The following is a 17943-nucleotide window of genomic DNA, read 5'->3' on the forward strand; positions in this document are numbered from 1 at the left end:
GCGAGAAACCACGGGAAAAACACCCACCCAAAACCACGAAACCCCACCCCCCGCCGTCGAACCCTGGGACCAAACGCGAGCCCCTGTCGCGTCGCACATGCCTATGTCGCCGATGACCCTTCCGCAGCCCCTACGTTCACGAGCGGCGCAATCGGCTCTCCCAAAACCCGAAAAAACCGTGAATTTGGTCAAAAAGGCGCGGAAACACGCGGAATTTGCTTCGGTGGCCGGTCCAAGCTGGTAAGTTTTCGAACAGTGGCTTGCACGCATGCCGCGTGGGAGCTCAAGAACTGTAGACGTCCAGGAGGACACAAATGGCTAAGAACCGTAGTGAACTGGTTGCTGAGGTAGCAGGCAAGGCCGGCACCAGCCAGGCTGCCGTCAACTCGGTGCTCGATGCACTGTTCGAGGTTTTCGAGACTTCCGTAGCCAACGGCGAGAAGATCACCATCCCGGGCTGGCTCGCTGTTGAGCGCACCGACCGTGCAGCCCGTACCGGCCGCAACCCGCAGACCGGCGAAACCATCCAGATTGCAGCAGGCCACAGCGTCAAGCTGACCGCTGGCTCCAAGCTGAAGGCTGCTGTCTCCAAGAAGTAAGACTTCCACGGCAGATGCATTGAAGGACGGCAACCACACGTTGCCGTCCTTCTGCGTTAAGTGCCAACCGGCTGACATAAACTGACTGGCGGTTGTGGTTGCCAGGAGCGCCCATGACGACTGTGATCAGTTGGGCAGACCTCAAGAGAAGCAAACGCCGATTCGCCGCCCGGCCACCGGTAGCGGACAATGGATAGGTGCCTGCAGCAAGAACTTCCGCCACAGCCCCGTCGCCCGCTCCAAAGCCGGGTGTACAGGCAGCCGCCGCGGGCGGGATTGCGCCTGCATGGCAGTTGGCCGCCCTGGGAGTCCTTTTTCTGGCCCTCGTGGCCGCCCTGGTCTTCTCGGGCGCTGCCGGTGCCCGGCAGGTCTCCGATCCCGGGGCGCTAGTCCGTTGGGGTCTCCCGATCAGCAAGGCCCTGCACAACGTGTCCCTGGCTACGGTAATCGGCGGCCTCATCTTCGCCGTCGGAATCCTGCCGCGAACCGTCCCTGGATATCGGGGCAAGGACGCTGATGCCCCCGAACACCCGGCCTTCACCCGCGCGCTGGCAATTGCCTCGGCTGCGGGTGTGGCCTGGACCCTGTCCGCCGTCGCCGTGCTGGTGCTCAGCTACGCCGACGCCGCCGGGCAGGCACTGTCCGGGGATGCCGAGTTCACCCGGGCCCTTGTGTACTTCATGACTGACATCGAGACCGGGCGGGCCTGGCTGGCCGTCACGATCATCGCGGCAATTGTGACCACCGCATTGTTCGGCGTGCGCTCCCTCACCGGCCTGGCGCTCACCCTGCTACTGGCAGTGGTCAGCCTCGTTCCGACCGCCCTCATCGGCCACTCGGCCAGTTCCAATGACCACGAGGGCGCCATTAACTCCCTCGGCCTGCACCTGGTAGGTGTCTCGGCCTGGGTCGGCGGCATTATCATGCTGGCGCTGCTGTCCGGCCTCATTGCCGGCTCAGGGACTGCGGCTGGAGCCACTGGCGCCTCGGGCCCGCGTGACCTGACCGAGCAGACGCTGCGGCGCTTCTCTTCACTGGGCGGATTCGCCTTTGTGCTGGTCCTGGCATCCGGAATCATCAACGCGAGCATCCGGGTCACGAGTTGGGGCGATCTCTTTGGCTCGCCCTACGGGCAACTGATCCTCGCCAAGACCGTCGCGACGATCATCCTGGGTGGAATCGGCTTTATGCACCGTCAGTGGGTGATTCCGCAGTTGGGCCGCAACGGGTTGTCTGCACGGCGCGTCCTCTGGCAGCTCATCCTGGTTGAGCTGCTGGTGATGGGCGCGACGTCGGGCCTTGCAGTCGCTCTGGGACGTTCCGCACCGCCGCAGTCCACAACGTATGCTCCGGATGCTTCGCCGGCCTTCATCCTCTCCGGCTATGAGCTTCCCCCCGAACTGACTCCCCAGCGCTGGCTGACCGAATGGCGGCTCGACTGGCTCTGGGTGGCCGTCGCCGTATTTGGCGCCATCACCTACCTGCTGGGGGTGGCAAAGGTCCGCAGGCGCGGGGACACCTGGTCCTGGTTCCGCACTATCAACTGGCTTATCGGGCTCGCCGTCCTGACCTACATCACCTCGGGCCCTCCTGCCGTTTACGGCCGGGTGCTGTTCTCGGCGCACATGGTGGACCACATGGCCCTGACAATGGTGGCTCCCATCTTCCTGGTCCTCGGCGCGCCCGTGACGCTTGCCCTGCGTGCCCTGCCGGCACGGGACAGCTCCCATGGCCGGAGCGATGGCTCGAGGGGACTGCGCGAGTGGCTCCTGCTGTTCGTGCACTCGAGGTTTTCGCAGGTGGTCACGCACCCGCTGTACGCGGCCGCCAACTTCGCAGGCTCAATCGTCCTGTTCTACTACTCGGACGCCTTTGGCTGGGCGATGCGCGAACACGTCGGCCACGAGCTGATGAACCTGCACTTCGCCCTGACCGGTTACATCTTCGTGCTGAGCATGATCGGCACCGACCCCCTGCCGCGCCGTGCGCCGTACCCACTGAGGCTTCTCTTGCTGCTGGCAACCATGGGATTCCATGCCTTCTTCGGTGTGGCCATCATGGGCGGCACCAACCTGCTTGCTGCTGACTACTTCGGCAACCTCGGCCGTGCCTGGGGGCCATCCGCCTTGGCGGACCAGCAGATCGGCGGCGCAGTGGCCTGGGGAATCGGCGAGGTTCCCACCCTGCTCGTGGCAATCGGCGTCGCCATCATGTGGTCCCGGTCTGATGAGCGCGAGACGCGGCGCACCGACCGGGCAGCCGACAGGAATAACGACGCCGACCTGAACGCTTATAACGATATGTTTGCCCGTTTGGCCGAACGGGATGCCAAACTGGCCCAGCACGAACCCCAGCACCAAGCCCAGAATGAACCCCCGCGGGCAGCGCGCGAAGCCCCCGAGAATGAATCAACCCCCAAGGCGGAAGGACGCTCATGAGCGAAACAGTACGAACCCAGCACCGGGTGCGGGCCTCTGAACTGGTGGGCCGGGGCTGGCTCAACACTGGCGGCAAGTCACTGGACCTTGAAGCACTCCGGGGCAAGATCGTACTGCTCGATTTCTGGACGTTCTGCTGCATCAACTGCCTGCATGTGCTGGATGAGCTGCGCCCGCTGGAAGAGAAGTACTCCGACATCCTGGTGACGGTGGGCGTCCACTCGCCCAAGTTCGAGCACGAGGCAGACCCCGTTGCCCTCGCCGCTGCCGTGGAGCGCTACGAAATCCACCACCCGGTCCTTGACGACCCCGAGCTTGAGACGTGGAAGGCCTACACGGCCCGCGCCTGGCCTACCCTGGTGGTTATTGATCCGGAGGGCTACATCGTGGCGCACCTCTCAGGAGAGGGCCATGCAGATGGCCTCCGGGTGCTGGTCGAGGAGCTTGTGGCCGAGCATGATGCCAAGGGGACCCTGCACCGCGGTGACGGCATGTACGTGGCTCCGGAGCCGACGTCGGGCACCCTGCGGTTCCCCGGCAAGGTGACCACCCTGGCAAACGGCAACTACCTCGTGGTCGACTCCGGCCACCACAGGCTGGTGGAGCTGCGCCCGGACCACGAGACGGTGGAGCGCGTCATCGGCTCCGGGACCAAGGGATACCTGGACGGCCAGGCTGAAGTGGCCCAGTTCAATGAGCCGCAGGGCGTGGCACTGCTTCCCGCCGAGATTGCCTGGAAGGTCGGTTACGACGCCGTCGTGGCGGACACCGTCAATCACCGCTTGCGCGGCGTCACCCTGAGTTCCGGCTATGTTCAGACGCTGGCCGGCAACGGGGTGCAGCGCCTCCTCGACGCTGGACCGGCACGGGTCAGTGAGTCCGGGGCAGGCACCTGGGCAGCCAACGACGGCGGTGCTGCCGCTCCCGCCGAAGCCAGCCACCACCCGGCCGACTTCGCTGGTGACGCGGTCGACGTCGGATTCCTGGGACGAGGCGATGCGGTGTCCCTGTCCTCGCCGTGGGACGTGGTGTGGAGCGAGAAGCTTCAGCGGATTGTCATTGCCATGGCTGGCACACATCAGCTCTTCGCCTTCGACCCCCTCAGCAGCAACGTGTCCATCCTTGCCGGTTCCGGGCTGGAGGGCCTGCTGGATGGTCCTGCGGAGGAAGCCTGGTTCGCGCAGCCGTCGGGCCTGGCTATCGATGCCGCGGGCGACGTCTGGGTAGCCGATTCAGAGACTTCGGCGCTGCGCCGCGTGGCAATCAGCGAGTCGGGCGTGACTGTACATACCGCCGTCGGCAAGGGCCTGTTCGACTTCGGTTTCCGCGACGGTGATGCCGCTGCGGCGATGCTCCAGCACCCCCTCGGCGTGACGGTGCTTCCCGACGGCTCGGTGGCAATGGCCGACACCTACAACGGCGCTGTCCGCCGCTACGACCCCGCCACGAACACCGTTTCCACTTTGGCTCGGGGACTGGCTGAGCCGAGCGACCTCGTCCTCGTGCAGCCCGACGACGGCGACCCTCTCCTGCTAGTGGTGGAGAGCAACAAACATCAACTGGTCCTGGTTCCCATCCCGAAGGAAGCGCAGCAGGTGGATGAGGGTGCATCCCAGACGCACCGTCCCAAGAGCCCTATGGCTCCAGGCGATCTTTCGCTGACCGTCCGCTTTACGGCTCCGACCGGGCAGAAGCTGGACGACCGCTGGGGTGACCCCACGCAGTTGAAGATCTCGTCCACTCCGCCAGAGCTGATTGTTGCCGGCGGGGGCACGTCGGTGGGCCTGCTCCGCACCATCGAGTTGTCCTCGGAGGTTCCCGATGGCATCCTGCACATCACCGCCCGTGCCGCGGCCTGCGACGGACCGGAGACCGAAGACGGGGAAATCCCGGATCACGCCGCCTGCCATCTCTACCAGCAGGACTGGGGGATCCCGGTGGTCCTGCAGGCCGACGGTGACTCCGAGCTGGTGCTGGACCTGCGCGGAATGGACTAAGCGGGCCAAAGCAACGCGGGGATCCTTAACGCCCACCGGAAGGCCCAACATGGGCGGTAAGTGACCCCGCGTTGCGTGAAGCGGGGTTAGAGGCTCAGCAGCGGGACGACGGTGACCGTGCCCTCGCCAATTTCCAGGCGGGTCGTGAAGGAAAAGTCGTGGTCTTCGTTGAGGTTGAGGACAAATCCCGTATACAGGTCAATCTCCCTGGCGGTCACTCGGGCCTTACCGTTGAGCGGCGCCACTACCCACCGGCCGTCGAACGGTTCAATGCTGATCTTGGGATACTCGGTGATCTCCCACTTGATGGTGCCGTCGACCACCCGGCTGCTCGTGGTGTGATAGAACGGGCAGTCCGGCTGCAGGCGCTGCTGCTGCGTGGCCTCGGCGGCGCACGTGTCCAGGAACTCCTTGACCTTTGCCGCCACTGCCTGGTTCATCTTGTCCGTTGCCTTCGTCAGCAGGTCCAGGGGAACCTGGGCGGCGTCGCCATTCGTGACCGTCACTTTGCTGGGATTCGCGGCGAAAAGTTCCCCAGTCAGGCTGGCCTCGTATTCGCCGGGGTAAAACACGGCAAAAGTGTTACGGCCGTCGGGCATGTTTACGGGAACACCATTCATGGTGGCCTCGTTCGAGTTCACCACGGTCACGTCGACGGTGGGCAAAGCCGACGGAACGAAGGACCATTTACCGAAGAACAGCCATTCCGTTCCGGTCCGCTCCAGCATGAACTCGGTCCGGTGTTCGACGCCATCAATGGTGTACTCCATGGGCACCATGACCTGGTTGCCTGCCCGGCGCTGGGCATTGCCGAGCTTCACATCGTTGATTTTTGCAGCGGCGGTTTGGAGGGCGCTGCCGTCGAGCATGGCGGCACTTGAGTTCGGGACAGTGGCCTTCAGCAGGCCGAGTGCAGTCTCGCCGTCGCCGTCCTTCAGGGCCTCGATATACTCGCGGACAGGCTGCTGGGGGCTGGCTACTGAATTACTGACAAGGTTGACCGAGACGATGGCGGCGGTGGCAGCAAGCATCAGACCGAGCAGCCACCCGGCTGCGGTCTTGACCAGCGCTTGACTCATCTGCACGCCATTTACCCTACCTGCAGGCGTGCCGATCCACGTGAAGGAGCCGTCCAGGATGACGCCGGCCCGTCGGTGCGATCAGCGGCGTCGCCGTGATGACGTGCCGAAAACGCCGCGAATCAGTTCCCGTCCGAGCTGGGTTCCGACGGACCTTGCCATGCTCTTCAGCCCGCCTCCGAGGGCCCCGCCCAGGACGCCCGCAAGGTCGTCCATCACTCCGCCGGGCCGGGTGGGAGCAGGCGCCGGAGCTGGCGTCGTCGGAGCAGGCGTCGGTGGAACAGGCGCGGGCGGGAGGCCGCCCTGATCAGGTTCCTGCCATGGTTGCCGGCTGCTGGGCCTGCCGAGGACTTCCTCCTCAATGCGACGCGCTTCGGCATCGACGGCGGCCGGGTCCAGGGAACTGGTGGTGCCGGTCGAGGTTGGCGTACCAGGTCCCGGGACCTGGGGAATCCCCGGCGACGGGACGGGCGGAAGCCCGGCAGCGGCGTCGCCCGTGGGAGCTACGGCCTTCCCGCTCAGCTTCTCGTAGGCAGTCAGGTTGTCGACGGCGGTCCCGTACTTGGGCAACAGGGCGGATGACGCAACGATGCTCCGGACGAGGTCCTCGCTGCTGGGGCCCATGACCGACTCCGGCGCGCGGAGCCTGGTGAGGGCCACGGGCGTGGGCGCGCCCCTCTCATTCATTACGGTGACGACCGCTTCACCAATGCCTGCCGAGGTGAGGACTTCCTCGAGGTCATAGGCGCTGACCGGGAAGGTGGACACCGTGGCCTTGAGGGCTTTGGCATCCTCCGGGGTGAAGGCATGAAGGGCGTGTTGGATCCGGTTGGCGAGTTGTCCCAGGACGGCGGCGGGGACGTCCTTGGGAGTTTGCGTGACGAAGAAGATTCCCACGCCCTTGGAACGGATCAGCCGGACTGTGGTGGTGATGGCGTCGAGGAAGGCCTTGGATGCATCGTTGAACAGCAGGTGTGCCTCGTCCAGGAAGAACACCAGTTTGGGCTTGTCCAGGTCGCCGGCCTCCGGGAGGTCCTCAAACAGGTCCGCGAGCAGCCACATCAGGAAGGTCGAGAACAGCATCGGCTTGGATTGAAGGGTGGGCAGCTCCAGGCAGCTGATGACCCCGCGTCCGTCCGGGGCCGTGCGAAGCAGCTCGGCAGTGTCGAATTCCGGCTCGCCGAAGAACCTTTCCATGCCCTGGGCTTCCAGGTTCACCAGTTCGCGCAGGATGACGCCCGCCGTGGCCTTGGAGAGGCCGCCGAGGTTCTGCAGTTCCGGCTTTCCTTCCTCGGACGTCAGGAACTGGATTACGGCGCGGAGGTCCTTGAGATCGACTAGTTCGAGGTTCTTCTGGTCCGCGAAGTGGAAGATGAGTTGGAGGCTGGATTCCTGGGTGTCGTTCAATTCCATAACCCGGGACAGCAGGATAGGGCCGAACGAGGTGATGGTGGCCCTGACGGGGACACCGTTGCCGTCACCGCCCAGCGAAAGGAATTCGACCGGGAAGTTCTTTGGCTGCCATTGTTGCCCCAGGCTGTCCATCCTGACAGCGAGCTTTTGGCTTTGAGTGGCAGCTGTGGCAAGCCCTGTCAGGTCCCCTTTGATGTCTGCGAGGAACACAGGAACACCGGCTGCAGACAGCTGTTCGGCGATCATGTGCAGGGTGACAGTCTTGCCCGTCCCGGTGGCTCCAGCCACCAAACCGTGCCTGTTCATCATGGCCAGGGGCAGCCGGACCGGCGCGTCCTTGTGTAGTTCGCCGTCGACGACGGCGGCGCCCAGCTCTATCGCGGGACCAGCCAGGGCGTAACCCTGCTTGATAGTGGCAAGCAAATCTGCGGCGGGTTTCGTGGCCATGCGCATAGCTTAGCGAAGGGCGATCAGGTGGGCGGGCAATCCATGAAGTGGTCCAGACGCGGCGGCAAGGAACACCGCACATGTCCTGAAAAGTCCCTCGACACCGCCGTCAGGCAGGACTAGTTTGTGGGGATGACTGATGCTCCCCACGAACCAGCCCCCTCTAAACCAGGCAAAGACGACGACGAGAACGACCGTCCGGACGATGACACCCTTGGAACCGACCCGGACATGCGGGGATCCGAGGACGACCCGGCGGAGCCGGAACCCGAACCCTGACCGAGCCGAACCCTGCGTCCGAGAGCTCTTCCAGGCGGCACGGAACGCCGCGCCGTCGATCATCTTTATCGACGAAATCGGTGCAACCGGGCGGAAGCGGAGCGGATCCCTCGCCGTGGGTGGCCATGATGAGCGGGAACAGACCCTCAACCAGATCCTGACGGAAATGGACGGGTTTTCGTCCTCAGAAGGCGTGGTTGTCCTTGCCGCCACAAACAGGCCTGATGTGCTGGACCCCGCGTTGTTGCGGCCCGGGCGCTTCGACCGCTCCATTACTGTCCATGCCCCCCGACCAGGCCGGCCGCACCCAAATACTGCAGGTTCACGCCCGCAACGTAAAACTCGACGCCGACGCCGACCTTGAGGCCATCAGTCGCGTAACCCCCGGCATGACCGGCGCGGAGCTGGCCAACCTGGTCAACGAGGCCGCGCTACTGGCAGTGAAGCGGGCTCACGCCGCCGTGAGCCAGCGCGACCTGCTGGATGCACTGGAGAAGGTGCAGCTGGGCACGGCGAGGAACGTGGTCATGCCGGATGAGGAGCGCAGGCGGACGGCCTACCACGAGTCCGGCCATGCTTTGCTCGGCATGCTGGAAGCCGGCGCAGACCCGGTGCGCAAGATTTCGATCATTCCCCGGGGCCGCCGGGCGCTGGGCGTAACCCACTCCACCCCTGATACCGATCGTTACGGGTACGACGAAACCTACCTGCGCGGGAGGATCGTTGGCGCACTGGGCGGAATGGCGGCGGAAAGGCTGGTGTTCGGCGTAGTCACCAGTGGAGCCGAAAGCGACCTGCAAACCAGCACCCACCTTGCCCGGATGATGGTGGGCAGGTCGGGCATGTCGGAGCGCATCGGACCGGTTCAGGTGCTGCCCGAGGAAGGTGATCCCCGGGCCATGGGGGTCTCCGAAGGAATGCTGGACGTCCTGGCCGAGGAGACCCGGCGCCTGGTGGACCAATGCTACGAGCGGGCCCTTTGAAAGGGACTGAAGAATCCCCGCCGGAGCCCTTCCGGCGGGGATTCTTCAGTCGTTGCTTTCACCGAAGGTTCACGACGAGCGGGACTCCGTCCTGACCGACGTCGGATGCCCGACGGCGAGGCGGTTCAATGCCAGCGCGCCGACGAGGAGGCCGAAATCGCGGAGGGCGACGTCATAGTAGCCGGGAACCATCAGCAGGTTCACGATGATTCCCTCCAGCCACAGGGCGACAACGAGCGAGCCAATGCGTGGTTTCCAGGCGACCAGGAGCCCGGCGAGGATTTCCACGCTGCCGACGCCGTACATGAACTGCTGGGGCGTGACCGGAACGACCTGCGTGGCCAGCGGCGCGAGGTAGTCCGGCCAGTGGACCAGGATGTTCGCGAACTTATCGAGCCCGAACAGGACGGGAGCAACTGTGAAGACGGTGCGCAGCAACATAAACGCCTGGCCGCTTGGAGCCTGCTGGAGCGGGCGAACCGAGAACCGGGTCTTTTGGTGGGTGGTCATCGCTGCATCCTTTCTAAAAGTAGTGATAATTGACTTTAGACCCTCTTTGTTCTTCTATCAATAGATGTTGTTTTTAGAGTAGGCTTGTCCCGTGCCTTCCAATCCAGCCCTCGATCCCGTCTCGGCTGTCGCAGCCCTTGGCGACGCCTCACGCCGGGCGGTCTACGAATGGGTGCTGGCCGCCCACCGGGAAGTTGGGCGTGACGACGTCGCGGGCGCTTTGGGCATGGTGCGCGGGACGGCCGCCTTCCACCTCGACCGGCTGGCCAAGGAGGGGCTCCTGGTTGTGAGCTATCGGCGCCTTAGCGGACGCAGCGGCCCCGGCTCAGGACGCCCGACAAAAATGTATGCTCGGGCAGAGGACGAGATCGCCGTCAGCCTGCCGGCAAGGCAGTATGACCTGGCCGGAGACCTGTTGGCTGCCGCCATTGAGGATTCCATCGAGACCGGCCGGCCTGTTGCGGACTCCCTGAAGCGGGTTGCGGCTGCTGCCGGACAGGAGATCCAGTCGAACGCCGAAGGCCAGGAGCCTGCCCGAAGCCTCGAGGACGTCCTGAAGAACTACGGCTACGAGCCGGTAGTGCAGGACGACGGGAGCATCGTGCTGTGGAACTGCCCTTTCCACAGCCTGGCGCGCAAGCATACTGACACTGTCTGCGGACTGAACGTGGCACTGCTGGGCTCTATCACCGAGGCCTCGAGCGGGGACCGGCAGGGGCGCAAGGCGGTGCTGGACCCGGCCCCCGGCCGGTGCTGCGTGCGCATCACGCCGGCCAGCGGCGCGGCCAACTAGCGGCGCGACTTGCCACGCGACTCGCGAGTGGCGAAGCTAACCGGAGCAATCTGAAATAACCCGGGTGCCGCCGTCGTTGTTGCCAGTGCGGCCGGGAAACCGGCCGTCTGAACGAAACCCCTTCGAAAGGCCGGCACCGACGTGACTGCTCCCCTCTCCATCCTGGATCTCGCAACTATCGGGAAGGGCCAGACGGCGGCAGAGAGCTTCGCCGGCAGCGTGGCAATGGCTCAGTTGGCCGAAAGGCTGGGTTACCGGCGGGTCTGGTATGCGGAGCACCACAATATGTCCTCCATTGCATCCTCTGCCACGAGCGTGCTGATCGCCCACGTGGCGACGCATACGAACAGTATCCGCCTGGGCGCTGGCGGCATCATGTTGCCCAACCACTCCCCGCTCACCATCGCCGAGCAGTTCGGCACGCTCGAAACGCTGCACCCCGGGCGCATCGACCTTGGACTGGGCCGGGCTCCCGGCAGCGACCAGAACACCATGCGGGCCCTCCGTCGGGACCATATGGCCGCTGACACGTTCCCCCAGGATGTGCTGGAACTGCAGGGCTACCTCACCGGCCCCACCCGCATCCAGGGTGTTGAAGCGACGCCGGGAAAGGGCACCAATGTTCCCCTGTACATCCTGGGTTCATCCCTGTTCGGCGCGCGCCTGGCGGCCCGGCTCGGCCTCCCTTATGCGTTTGCATCCCACTTCGCGCCCAACGCCCTGCAGGACGCCGTCGCTATTTACCGGCGGGAGTTCAAGCCTTCGGAGCAGTTGGCCGAACCGTATGTCATCGCCGGCGTCAATGTCATTGCAGCGGATTCGGCCGCGGAAGCCCAGGAGCTGTTCCAGGCGGTCAAACGTGCCCGCGTGTCGCTCTTCTTCGGCGGCGGCCGCGAGTTCACGGATGATGAAGCTGACATGATCCTTGATTCGCCCCAAGGCCAGCACGTCGCGCAGATGGTGAAGTATTCCGCCGTCGGCGCTCCTGAAATGGTCCGCGAGTACTTGGACGAATTTACTGCCCATGCCGACGCCGACGAACTGATTGTCGCCCACCAAACCACCGGCATTGAATCGCGGCTGCGTTCGGTGGAGCTGCTGGCACAGGTGGTGGGACTGGTGAACGCCTAATCCTGAAGGGGCGTGGTCGCACCCAGGGAATACAGGAGCTCCCTGGCACGGTTGCCGCGCCAGGGAGCTCTTGTGGAACCCGTTAGGGGACTGCCGTCAGCCGCAGCCCTTAGCGCAACTCTGCGCAGAGGTCGACTTTCGTCCCGGGCGCACTCACCACCGTGACACCGCCCCTGGTGAAGTCAACGGTGAAGACAACCTTCCCCGTGTGCAGGGTGGTGGACATGCCTTCGGGGACCTCCGGGCCCCTCAGCGTCAGCCAGTTGTTTTGCCCGGTCATTGTTATGGTTTCAGTCCCAGAACCGTACTCAGCGCGATACGTGGACCCCGAAACCTTTGCAGTGTAGGTCTTCCCGGCAGCCGGATTCCAGGGATCGGCTCCGTAATTGACGAAGGTGACGACCGAACTGGATGTGTGGCCAATGCTGCCGACAACGTTCCCGTCCTTATCCAGGATTGTTCGGTAGTGAACGCGTTGTGTACCTGTCCAGGTGTAGCCGACGTTAAAGTCCGGACAGGTGCGGATGATTGGGAGGACTGCGGCCGGCAAAGCAGTTACGAGTTGGCAACACGGGGGTCACGGTGGCGAAACTGCGGGGACGGAGACTGGGAGTACTCCTCGGGAAGGACCGTGCCATGCCCACTCCGTTGAACCAATCGGTAGCCGATTCGGCGCTGCTGACCAAGTCCTTGCCGCTGGGCCTGCTGAGGGCCTTTGTCCGATCCGAGGCCGCAGATGACGGCATCACCCCCACCCTGCTTGCCGAACTGAAGGTCCTGGCCAGGACGCCCGTGCTCCTGGTCGCCTGCAACTACGGCGGGACACTTTGCGCGGCGGAAGGAGTCTCCACGGAAACCCTTCCACTGGGCAGCGCTGCGGTGGCCCTCCGTGCCTTGGCGGCCTTGCCAAACACACATGCCGCCGTCATCAGTGGGCGCTCCTTGCGTGACCTTGCGGCTGTCTCCCGACTGCCGGCCGAGGTGCACCTTGTAGGCTCACACGGCGCCGAGTTCGATATGACCTACGCCTACAACGTCTCCCTCGCTACTGAATCGCTGCTGCAGCAGACGGCGCATGCGCTTAATGAGGCAGTCGGCTTCGAGCAAGGCATCAGCATCGAGCGCAAACCAGTGGCCGTGTCCGTCCACACCCGCCCGGCTACTGCCGACGTGGTCGCAGAAGTCACGGCGCGGGCAGAGGAAATCGCCAGGGCTATGGGCCTCTTCTTCATCGTCGACGGCTCCGTGCTGGACCTTTCCTTCGTGGAGCCGTCCAAGGATGCGGCACTGGAGCAGCTGAGAACCAGGCTTGGAGCCAGCGCCGCCCTCTTCGCGGGAGACGCCGCGAGCGACGAAAGAGCCATCGCCACGCTTCGGGGCCCCGATATGGGCCTCCATGTCGGCCAGGGGGAGACGCTGGCCGAACATCGCCTGCCGGATCCGGAGTCCTTCGCGAGGGTACTTGCGATCCTGTTCGAGCTCCGGCGTGCCTGGCTGTTCGGGGAAGACGCCGTGGGGCTTGAGCGGCATTCACTGATCGGCAACGGAACGTCAACGGCGCTGCTCACCCCGGAGGCCAAGATCTGCTGGATGAGCCATCCCCTTCCGGATTCCGGTTCGCTCTTTGCGCATATCCTTGGCGGCGACCCGGCCGGACATTTCAGCATCGAGCCGGTCAAGGTCTCGCCGGTCCTCGGCCAGCGCTATGTGGACAATACGATGATCGTGGAGACCCGCTGGGCAGACGTCATGGTCACCGACTACCTGGAACCGGCCCCTGACGGCATCACCAGCCTGGTTCGCGTGCTGACGGGAACCGGGGCAGCCAGGATCGTGTTCGCACCACGTCCGGACTACGCCAACGCCCCCTTCAATATGGAAGTCCGTGGCGATGAACTCCACGTCATGGGAACCTCGGACCCCATCATCCTGTCCGCCCCAGGCGTGCACTTCACCGTGACCAGCGACGGCCGGCACGCCACCGCCACTGCAGAGATCAACCTCCACTACGGGCCCGTCGTGCTGAACCTTCGCTGCGGTGACACGGAGCCGACGGCGATGCATCCGGCGGGGGAACCCGAGCGGCGTGCCGCCGTCGCGCAGCAGCACCGCCAGTGGGTCAAGGACCTCGAGCTGCCGGACATGAAGCCTTCCCTGGTGCGCCGCTCGGCGCTGGTGCTCAAGTCGCTGGTCCATGAGCCCACCGGCGCCGTCCTGGCCGCCCCGACCACCTCCCTGCCGGAGGGGATCGGCGGAACGCGCAACTGGGACTACCGCTACTGTTGGCTGCGGGACGGCTCGATGACCGTCAATGCGCTGGTGGGCCTCGGCTCCACTGAGGAGGCCGACGGCTTTTTGCGCTGGCTGGGACGGATCCTGGAGAACGCTCCAGGTCCGGAATGGCTGCACCCGCTCTACTCCGTGACCGGCGCGCCCCTGTCCACAGAGGCCATCATCGAGAGCCTTCCGGGCTATGCCGGCTCCCGACCGGTCCGGATCGGCAACGCCGCTGACCATCAGGTCCAGCTGGACGTTTTCGGTCCTATCGCAGAGCTAATTCATGGCCTGAGCGAACGGCGTTCGTCGCTCAAGGACAGCCACTGGATCCTGATGCAGCAGATGGCCTCCGCGGTGCTGGCCCGCTGGCACGAAGCCGATCACGGCATTTGGGAGGCGCGCCGGGCACCGCGCCACCACGTCTATACGAAGGTGATGTGCTGGGTGACCCTGGATCGCGCCCTTCGCACGGCCGCCCGCCATGGGCGCGAACCGGGCGAGGCGTGGGAAGCCACCGCCACCATCATCCGCGACGAGGTGCTTAGCGAGGGCTGGGACTCGTCCGCCGCCTCCTACACTGTGGCGTATGACAGCCCCGACCTAGACGCCGCGGTCCTGCACATCGGGCTGTCCGGCCTCTTGGACGTCCGCGACCAGCGCTTCCTGGACACCGTCAGCGCGGTGGAGCGGGAACTGCGCGTCGGGCCTACGGTTTTCCGCTACAGGTACGACGACGGCCTGCCGGGCCTGGAGGGTGGCTTCCACATCTGCACCACTTGGCTGATCGAGGCCTACCTTGCCGTGGGCAGGCTGGACGATGCCGTGGAGCTCTTCAACCAGCTGGTGGCCCTGTTCGGCCCCACCGGGCTGCTCCCCGAGGAATACGACCCGGCGACCGAAACCCACCTGGGCAATCACCCGCAAGCATATTCCCACCTGGGCTTCATCCGGTGCGCACAGCTTTTGGACCACTATCTGGCGTCAGTCGAGGACGAGTAGTTTTCTATCCGGTCAGCAGCAGGGCCACGACGATCATCGCCGGAACGGCTACCACTGTGGTGATAAGGACGGTATCCTTGGCCACCGTAATTCCGGTCTGGTAGCGGCTCGCGGCAACGAAGACGTTCTGCGCGGTGGGCAGCGAAGCCGTCACCACCGCTGCATACAGCGCATGACCGTCCAGACCCAGGGCGAAACGGGCAAAGAGGTAGGCCACGGTCGGGTGGACGACCAGCTTGAAGGTGCTGGCCAGGATGGCGTCGAGACGGCGGCAGTTTGACTTCTGCAAGGGCCGCGAGCCGTTGAGGCTCATGCCGAAGGAGATAAGCATGGCCGGAATAGCTGCACCACCGATCAAGTGGATGGGCTGCATGATGAGCTCCGGCACCTGAAAACCGGTCCCGGCGACCACCAGGCCCAGGGCGGACCCCACGATCATCGGGTTGCGCACGATCATGAGCACAAAGCGCAGTGGCGTAGTGCGCAGGTTACTGGTGCTGGCATCGAGCGCCATGAGGTACAGCGGGGTGAAGAACGCGAGCTGGAAGATCAGCAAGGGAGCTACGTAGCTGGCATCGCCGAGGACAAAGACGGCGATTGGAATGCCCAGATTGGCCGAGTTCGCCAGCGAGGCACTCATGGACGACATCAGGGACTCCGGGAGCGAGCGCTTCAGCCACCACTTCACCACCGCGAAGAAGAGGGCGCCGGTGACTATCGCTCCGACGGCCGCCACCAGTAGCGGGGCGGCGAAGACTTCGCGCAGTTGCGCCTTGCCGAGAGTTTCGAACAGCAGGGCGGGGCTAGCCACGAAGAATGTCAGGGCGCTGAGCACCTGACGGGCGTTATCGCCCAGGATGCGCCGCCGGCCCACGAACCAGCCCACCATGATGATGGCCCAGACCACGAAAAAGCCGGCGAGTACTCCTAGCACCGTTGCGCCCCGCTGGGGTGGGAGGCAGGGAGCTGGAAGGTCACCATCCAAGCCTAATCAGATTTATTCCCCGCTACGGCTTCGGAGGTGTCACGTTAAGCACACTTACCCAGGCACGCCGCCCAAGTAGCTGGCAGTTGTGGTCGCTACGGGCGCTCATGGCGACAACAACTGCGAGTCAGTTGGGCAAAACGGGATGTTTCCGGCGTCGGTCTTTGCGAAAGACGGCAGGGGCTAGTTAAGCCTTACGTTGTTCAAGGCAAAAGGGGGACGAAGCAGCCCCGGAGTCAGGCCCTCGGCGGGGTCATTTCCGAGCCGGACAATCTTATTGTCCTCGTCCACGTGGACCACCTTGGGCTCGTAGGCCTTGGCCTCTTCCGTGGTCATCTGCGCGTACGTAATGAGGATGACGACGTCGCCTACATGGGCCAAGTGGGCGGCGGCACCGTTTATCCCGATGACTCCCGAACCACGCTCGCCGGCAATGGTGTATGTCTCAAGGCGGGCACCATTGGTGACATCCACGATGGAAACAAGTTCTCCCGGCAGGATGTCGGCCGCGTCCAGCAGGTCCAGGTCAACGGTGACCGACCCCACATAGTGCAGATCGGCATGCGTCACCGTGGCGCGGTGGATCTTGGACTTGAACATTGTGCGATTCATAACCAGATCAGTTTAGCGTGGGGGTCAACTTTGTCCGGTGTGAGATTGCGAACACCGTAATAGCAGCCTGGCCCAGGGCTTCCTGGCTGCCTCCCGGATCCGACCAGGACCTAGCCCGCCGGCGTCGTCCGACTTCTGCCGCCACCGTCCCCGGCATGTTCCCTTCAGATGCTAAGTAGGCTTAGCTTTAAGGGGCATCCCGTCTGAAGAGGAGGAAGCAATGAAGGCACTAACCTGGCAGGGACGGCGCTCCGTCAGCGTGGAAGAGGTTCCTGATCCCGTCCTTCAGAAGGACACCGATGCGATCGTGAGGATCACTTCCACGGCGATCTGCGGCTCGGACCTGCATCTCTATGAGCTGCTGGCGCCTTTCATGCATAAGGGGGACGTCATCGGCCATGAGCCCATGGGCGTCGTGGAGGAGGTGGGGAGCGGGGTCACCAACCTCCAAAAGGGAGACCGCGTAGTGATCCCCTTCAGCATCTCCTGCGGCCACTGCTTTATGTGCAGTCGGGGCCTGCAGTCCCAATGCGAAACCGAGCAGGTGAGGGCCAAGGGCTCGGGTGCGGCATTGTTCGGCTACTCGGAGCTGTACGGTTCCATTCCGGGCGGCCAGGCCGAACTCCTTAGGGTGCCGCACGCCAACTATGGACCTATCAAAGTAGGGATGGAATTGCCCGACGAACGGTACCTCTTCCTCTCGGATATCCTGCCCACCGCCTGGCAAGCGGTTGACTACGCGGCCGTTCCCGACGGCGGCACCCTCGCCGTGTATGGGCTGGGACCGGTGGGGCAGCTCACGGCCCGAATCGGCAAGTACCTCGGTTATCGCGTGATTGGCATCGACCCCGTTCCGGAGCGGCGCACCATGGCGCACCGGCACGGCGTGGAAACCATGGCCTACGAAAAGACCACCTCGGATCAGCTGCGCGACCTGACCGACGGGCGGGGGCCTGACTCCGTAGTGGACGCCGTCGGCATGGAGGCGCACGGTTCCCCTGTCGGTGCCCTTGCCCAGAATGTCGTTGGAGTCCTGCCTGAAAAAGTAGCCCAACGCCTGATGGAGAACGCTGGCGTGGACAGGCTTGCGGCGCTACATGGCGCCCTGGATTCGGTGCGCCGCGGCGGCACCGTTTCTCTGAGCGGGGTCTACGGCGGTCAGCTCAGCCCGATGCCCCTGCTGAGGATGTTCGACAAGCAGATCCAGCTCAGGATGGGGCAGTGCAATGTCCGCCGCTGGACGGATCAGCTCCTACCCCTGGTGGAGGACCCGGCCGACCCGCTGGGCGTCATGGACCTCGTGACGCATAGGGTTGCACTGGCGGAAGCCCCCGAAATGTACGAGAAGTTCCAGAAGAAGGAGGACGGCTGCATCAAAGTAGTCCTCCAACCCTGAGCCGC

Annotated in this window: 16 protein-coding genes; 10 read left to right on the top strand and 6 right to left on the bottom strand. The window is 64.4% G+C overall.

The window, feature by feature from the left end; all coding sequences use genetic code 11:
- Positions 1 to 314 precede the first annotated feature (314 nt).
- From J7E82_RS01390 to J7E82_RS01400, 3 genes are all read left to right on the top strand, one after another.
- Complete coding sequence (locus J7E82_RS01390) at positions 315 to 599, top strand: HU family DNA-binding protein (RefSeq protein ID WP_214859639.1); 285 nt, start codon at positions 315 to 317, stop codon at positions 597 to 599.
- Between the two features lie 197 nt (positions 600 to 796).
- On the top strand, positions 797 to 3037 hold the full coding sequence (locus J7E82_RS01395) for a cytochrome c oxidase assembly protein (protein WP_214859641.1): 2241 nt from the start codon (positions 797 to 799) through the stop codon (positions 3035 to 3037).
- Positions 3034 to 5034 carry an NHL domain-containing thioredoxin family protein gene (locus J7E82_RS01400; RefSeq protein WP_214859642.1) on the top strand — a complete coding sequence of 667 codons (2001 nt, stop codon included), beginning with the start codon at positions 3034 to 3036 and terminating at the stop codon, positions 5032 to 5034. Before J7E82_RS01395 ends, J7E82_RS01400 begins: the two co-directional genes overlap by 4 nt.
- A gap of 86 nt (positions 5035 to 5120) precedes the next feature.
- Here J7E82_RS01400 and J7E82_RS01405 read toward each other — a convergent pair whose 3' ends face one another.
- Together J7E82_RS01405 and J7E82_RS01410 are read right to left on the bottom strand one after the other, a co-directional pair.
- Positions 5121 to 6113, bottom strand: coding sequence for a hypothetical protein (locus tag J7E82_RS01405; protein WP_214859712.1), 993 nt, complete (start codon positions 6111 to 6113; stop codon positions 5121 to 5123).
- A gap of 81 nt (positions 6114 to 6194) precedes the next feature.
- A complete protein-coding gene (locus J7E82_RS01410) occupies positions 6195 to 7973 on the bottom strand; it encodes a helicase HerA-like domain-containing protein (protein ID WP_214859644.1) in 1779 nt (592 codons plus the stop codon).
- A 132-nt stretch (positions 7974 to 8105) separates the two neighbouring features.
- On the opposite strand from J7E82_RS01410, the gene J7E82_RS20425 reads away from it, so the two are divergent.
- Genes J7E82_RS20425 through J7E82_RS20435 form a run of 3 tightly spaced genes read left to right on the top strand, consistent with a single transcriptional unit; the run spans position 8106 to position 9235 of the window.
- Positions 8106 to 8252: a hypothetical protein gene (locus J7E82_RS20425; RefSeq protein ID WP_251041319.1), complete on the top strand. Its 147-nt coding sequence runs from the start codon at positions 8106 to 8108 to the stop codon at positions 8250 to 8252.
- Positions 8188 to 8616, top strand: coding sequence for an AAA family ATPase (locus tag J7E82_RS20430; RefSeq protein ID WP_251041311.1), 429 nt, complete (start codon positions 8188 to 8190; stop codon positions 8614 to 8616). Before J7E82_RS20425 ends, J7E82_RS20430 begins: the two co-directional genes overlap by 65 nt.
- Entirely contained in the window at positions 8534 to 9235 is a 702-nt protein-coding gene (locus tag J7E82_RS20435) for a hypothetical protein (protein ID WP_251041306.1), read from the top strand. The genes J7E82_RS20430 and J7E82_RS20435 overlap by 83 nt, the downstream gene beginning before the upstream one ends.
- Positions 9236 to 9304: 69 nt before the next feature.
- Here the strand turns inward: J7E82_RS20435 and J7E82_RS01420 are convergent, their stop codons facing one another.
- Positions 9305 to 9745, bottom strand: coding sequence for a hypothetical protein (locus tag J7E82_RS01420; protein WP_214859646.1), 441 nt, complete (start codon positions 9743 to 9745; stop codon positions 9305 to 9307).
- Between the two features lie 91 nt (positions 9746 to 9836).
- Here J7E82_RS01420 and J7E82_RS01425 point away from each other — a divergent pair, with 91 nt between their 5' ends.
- Together J7E82_RS01425 and J7E82_RS01430 are read left to right on the top strand one after the other, a co-directional pair.
- Entirely contained in the window at positions 9837 to 10538 is a 702-nt protein-coding gene (locus J7E82_RS01425; protein ID WP_214859648.1) for a metalloregulator ArsR/SmtB family transcription factor, read from the top strand.
- Positions 10539 to 10679: 141 nt separating this feature from the next.
- Positions 10680 to 11669: an LLM class flavin-dependent oxidoreductase gene (locus J7E82_RS01430; protein ID WP_214859650.1), complete on the top strand. Its 990-nt coding sequence runs from the start codon at positions 10680 to 10682 to the stop codon at positions 11667 to 11669.
- Positions 11670 to 11778: 109 nt separating this feature from the next.
- Here J7E82_RS01430 and J7E82_RS01435 read toward each other — a convergent pair whose 3' ends face one another.
- Positions 11779 to 11949, bottom strand: coding sequence for a hypothetical protein (locus J7E82_RS01435; RefSeq protein WP_214859652.1), 171 nt, complete (start codon positions 11947 to 11949; stop codon positions 11779 to 11781).
- Positions 11950 to 12305: 356 nt separating this feature from the next.
- On the opposite strand from J7E82_RS01435, the gene J7E82_RS01440 reads away from it, so the two are divergent.
- Positions 12306 to 14945 (top strand): trehalase-like domain-containing protein, encoded by a 2640-nt coding sequence (locus J7E82_RS01440; protein WP_214859653.1) that lies wholly within the window; start codon positions 12306 to 12308, stop codon positions 14943 to 14945.
- A 4-nt stretch (positions 14946 to 14949) separates the two neighbouring features.
- On the opposite strand, the gene J7E82_RS01445 is transcribed toward J7E82_RS01440, so the two are convergent.
- Together J7E82_RS01445 and panD are read right to left on the bottom strand one after the other, a co-directional pair.
- Entirely contained in the window at positions 14950 to 15879 is a 930-nt protein-coding gene (locus J7E82_RS01445) for an AEC family transporter (RefSeq protein ID WP_214859654.1), read from the bottom strand.
- A 234-nt stretch (positions 15880 to 16113) separates the two neighbouring features.
- Positions 16114 to 16542, bottom strand: a complete 429-nt coding sequence (gene panD / locus J7E82_RS01450; RefSeq protein WP_214859655.1) for an aspartate 1-decarboxylase — start codon at positions 16540 to 16542, stop codon at positions 16114 to 16116.
- A gap of 220 nt (positions 16543 to 16762) precedes the next feature.
- Here panD and J7E82_RS01455 point away from each other — a divergent pair, with 220 nt between their 5' ends.
- Positions 16763 to 17938: a zinc-dependent alcohol dehydrogenase gene (locus tag J7E82_RS01455; protein ID WP_214859656.1), complete on the top strand. Its 1176-nt coding sequence runs from the start codon at positions 16763 to 16765 to the stop codon at positions 17936 to 17938.
- Positions 17939 to 17943 lie beyond the last annotated feature (5 nt).

It is taken from the genome of Arthrobacter sp. ISL-30 (genome assembly GCF_018613855.1).
Taxonomy (GTDB): Bacteria; Actinomycetota; Actinomycetes; order Actinomycetales; family Micrococcaceae; genus Arthrobacter.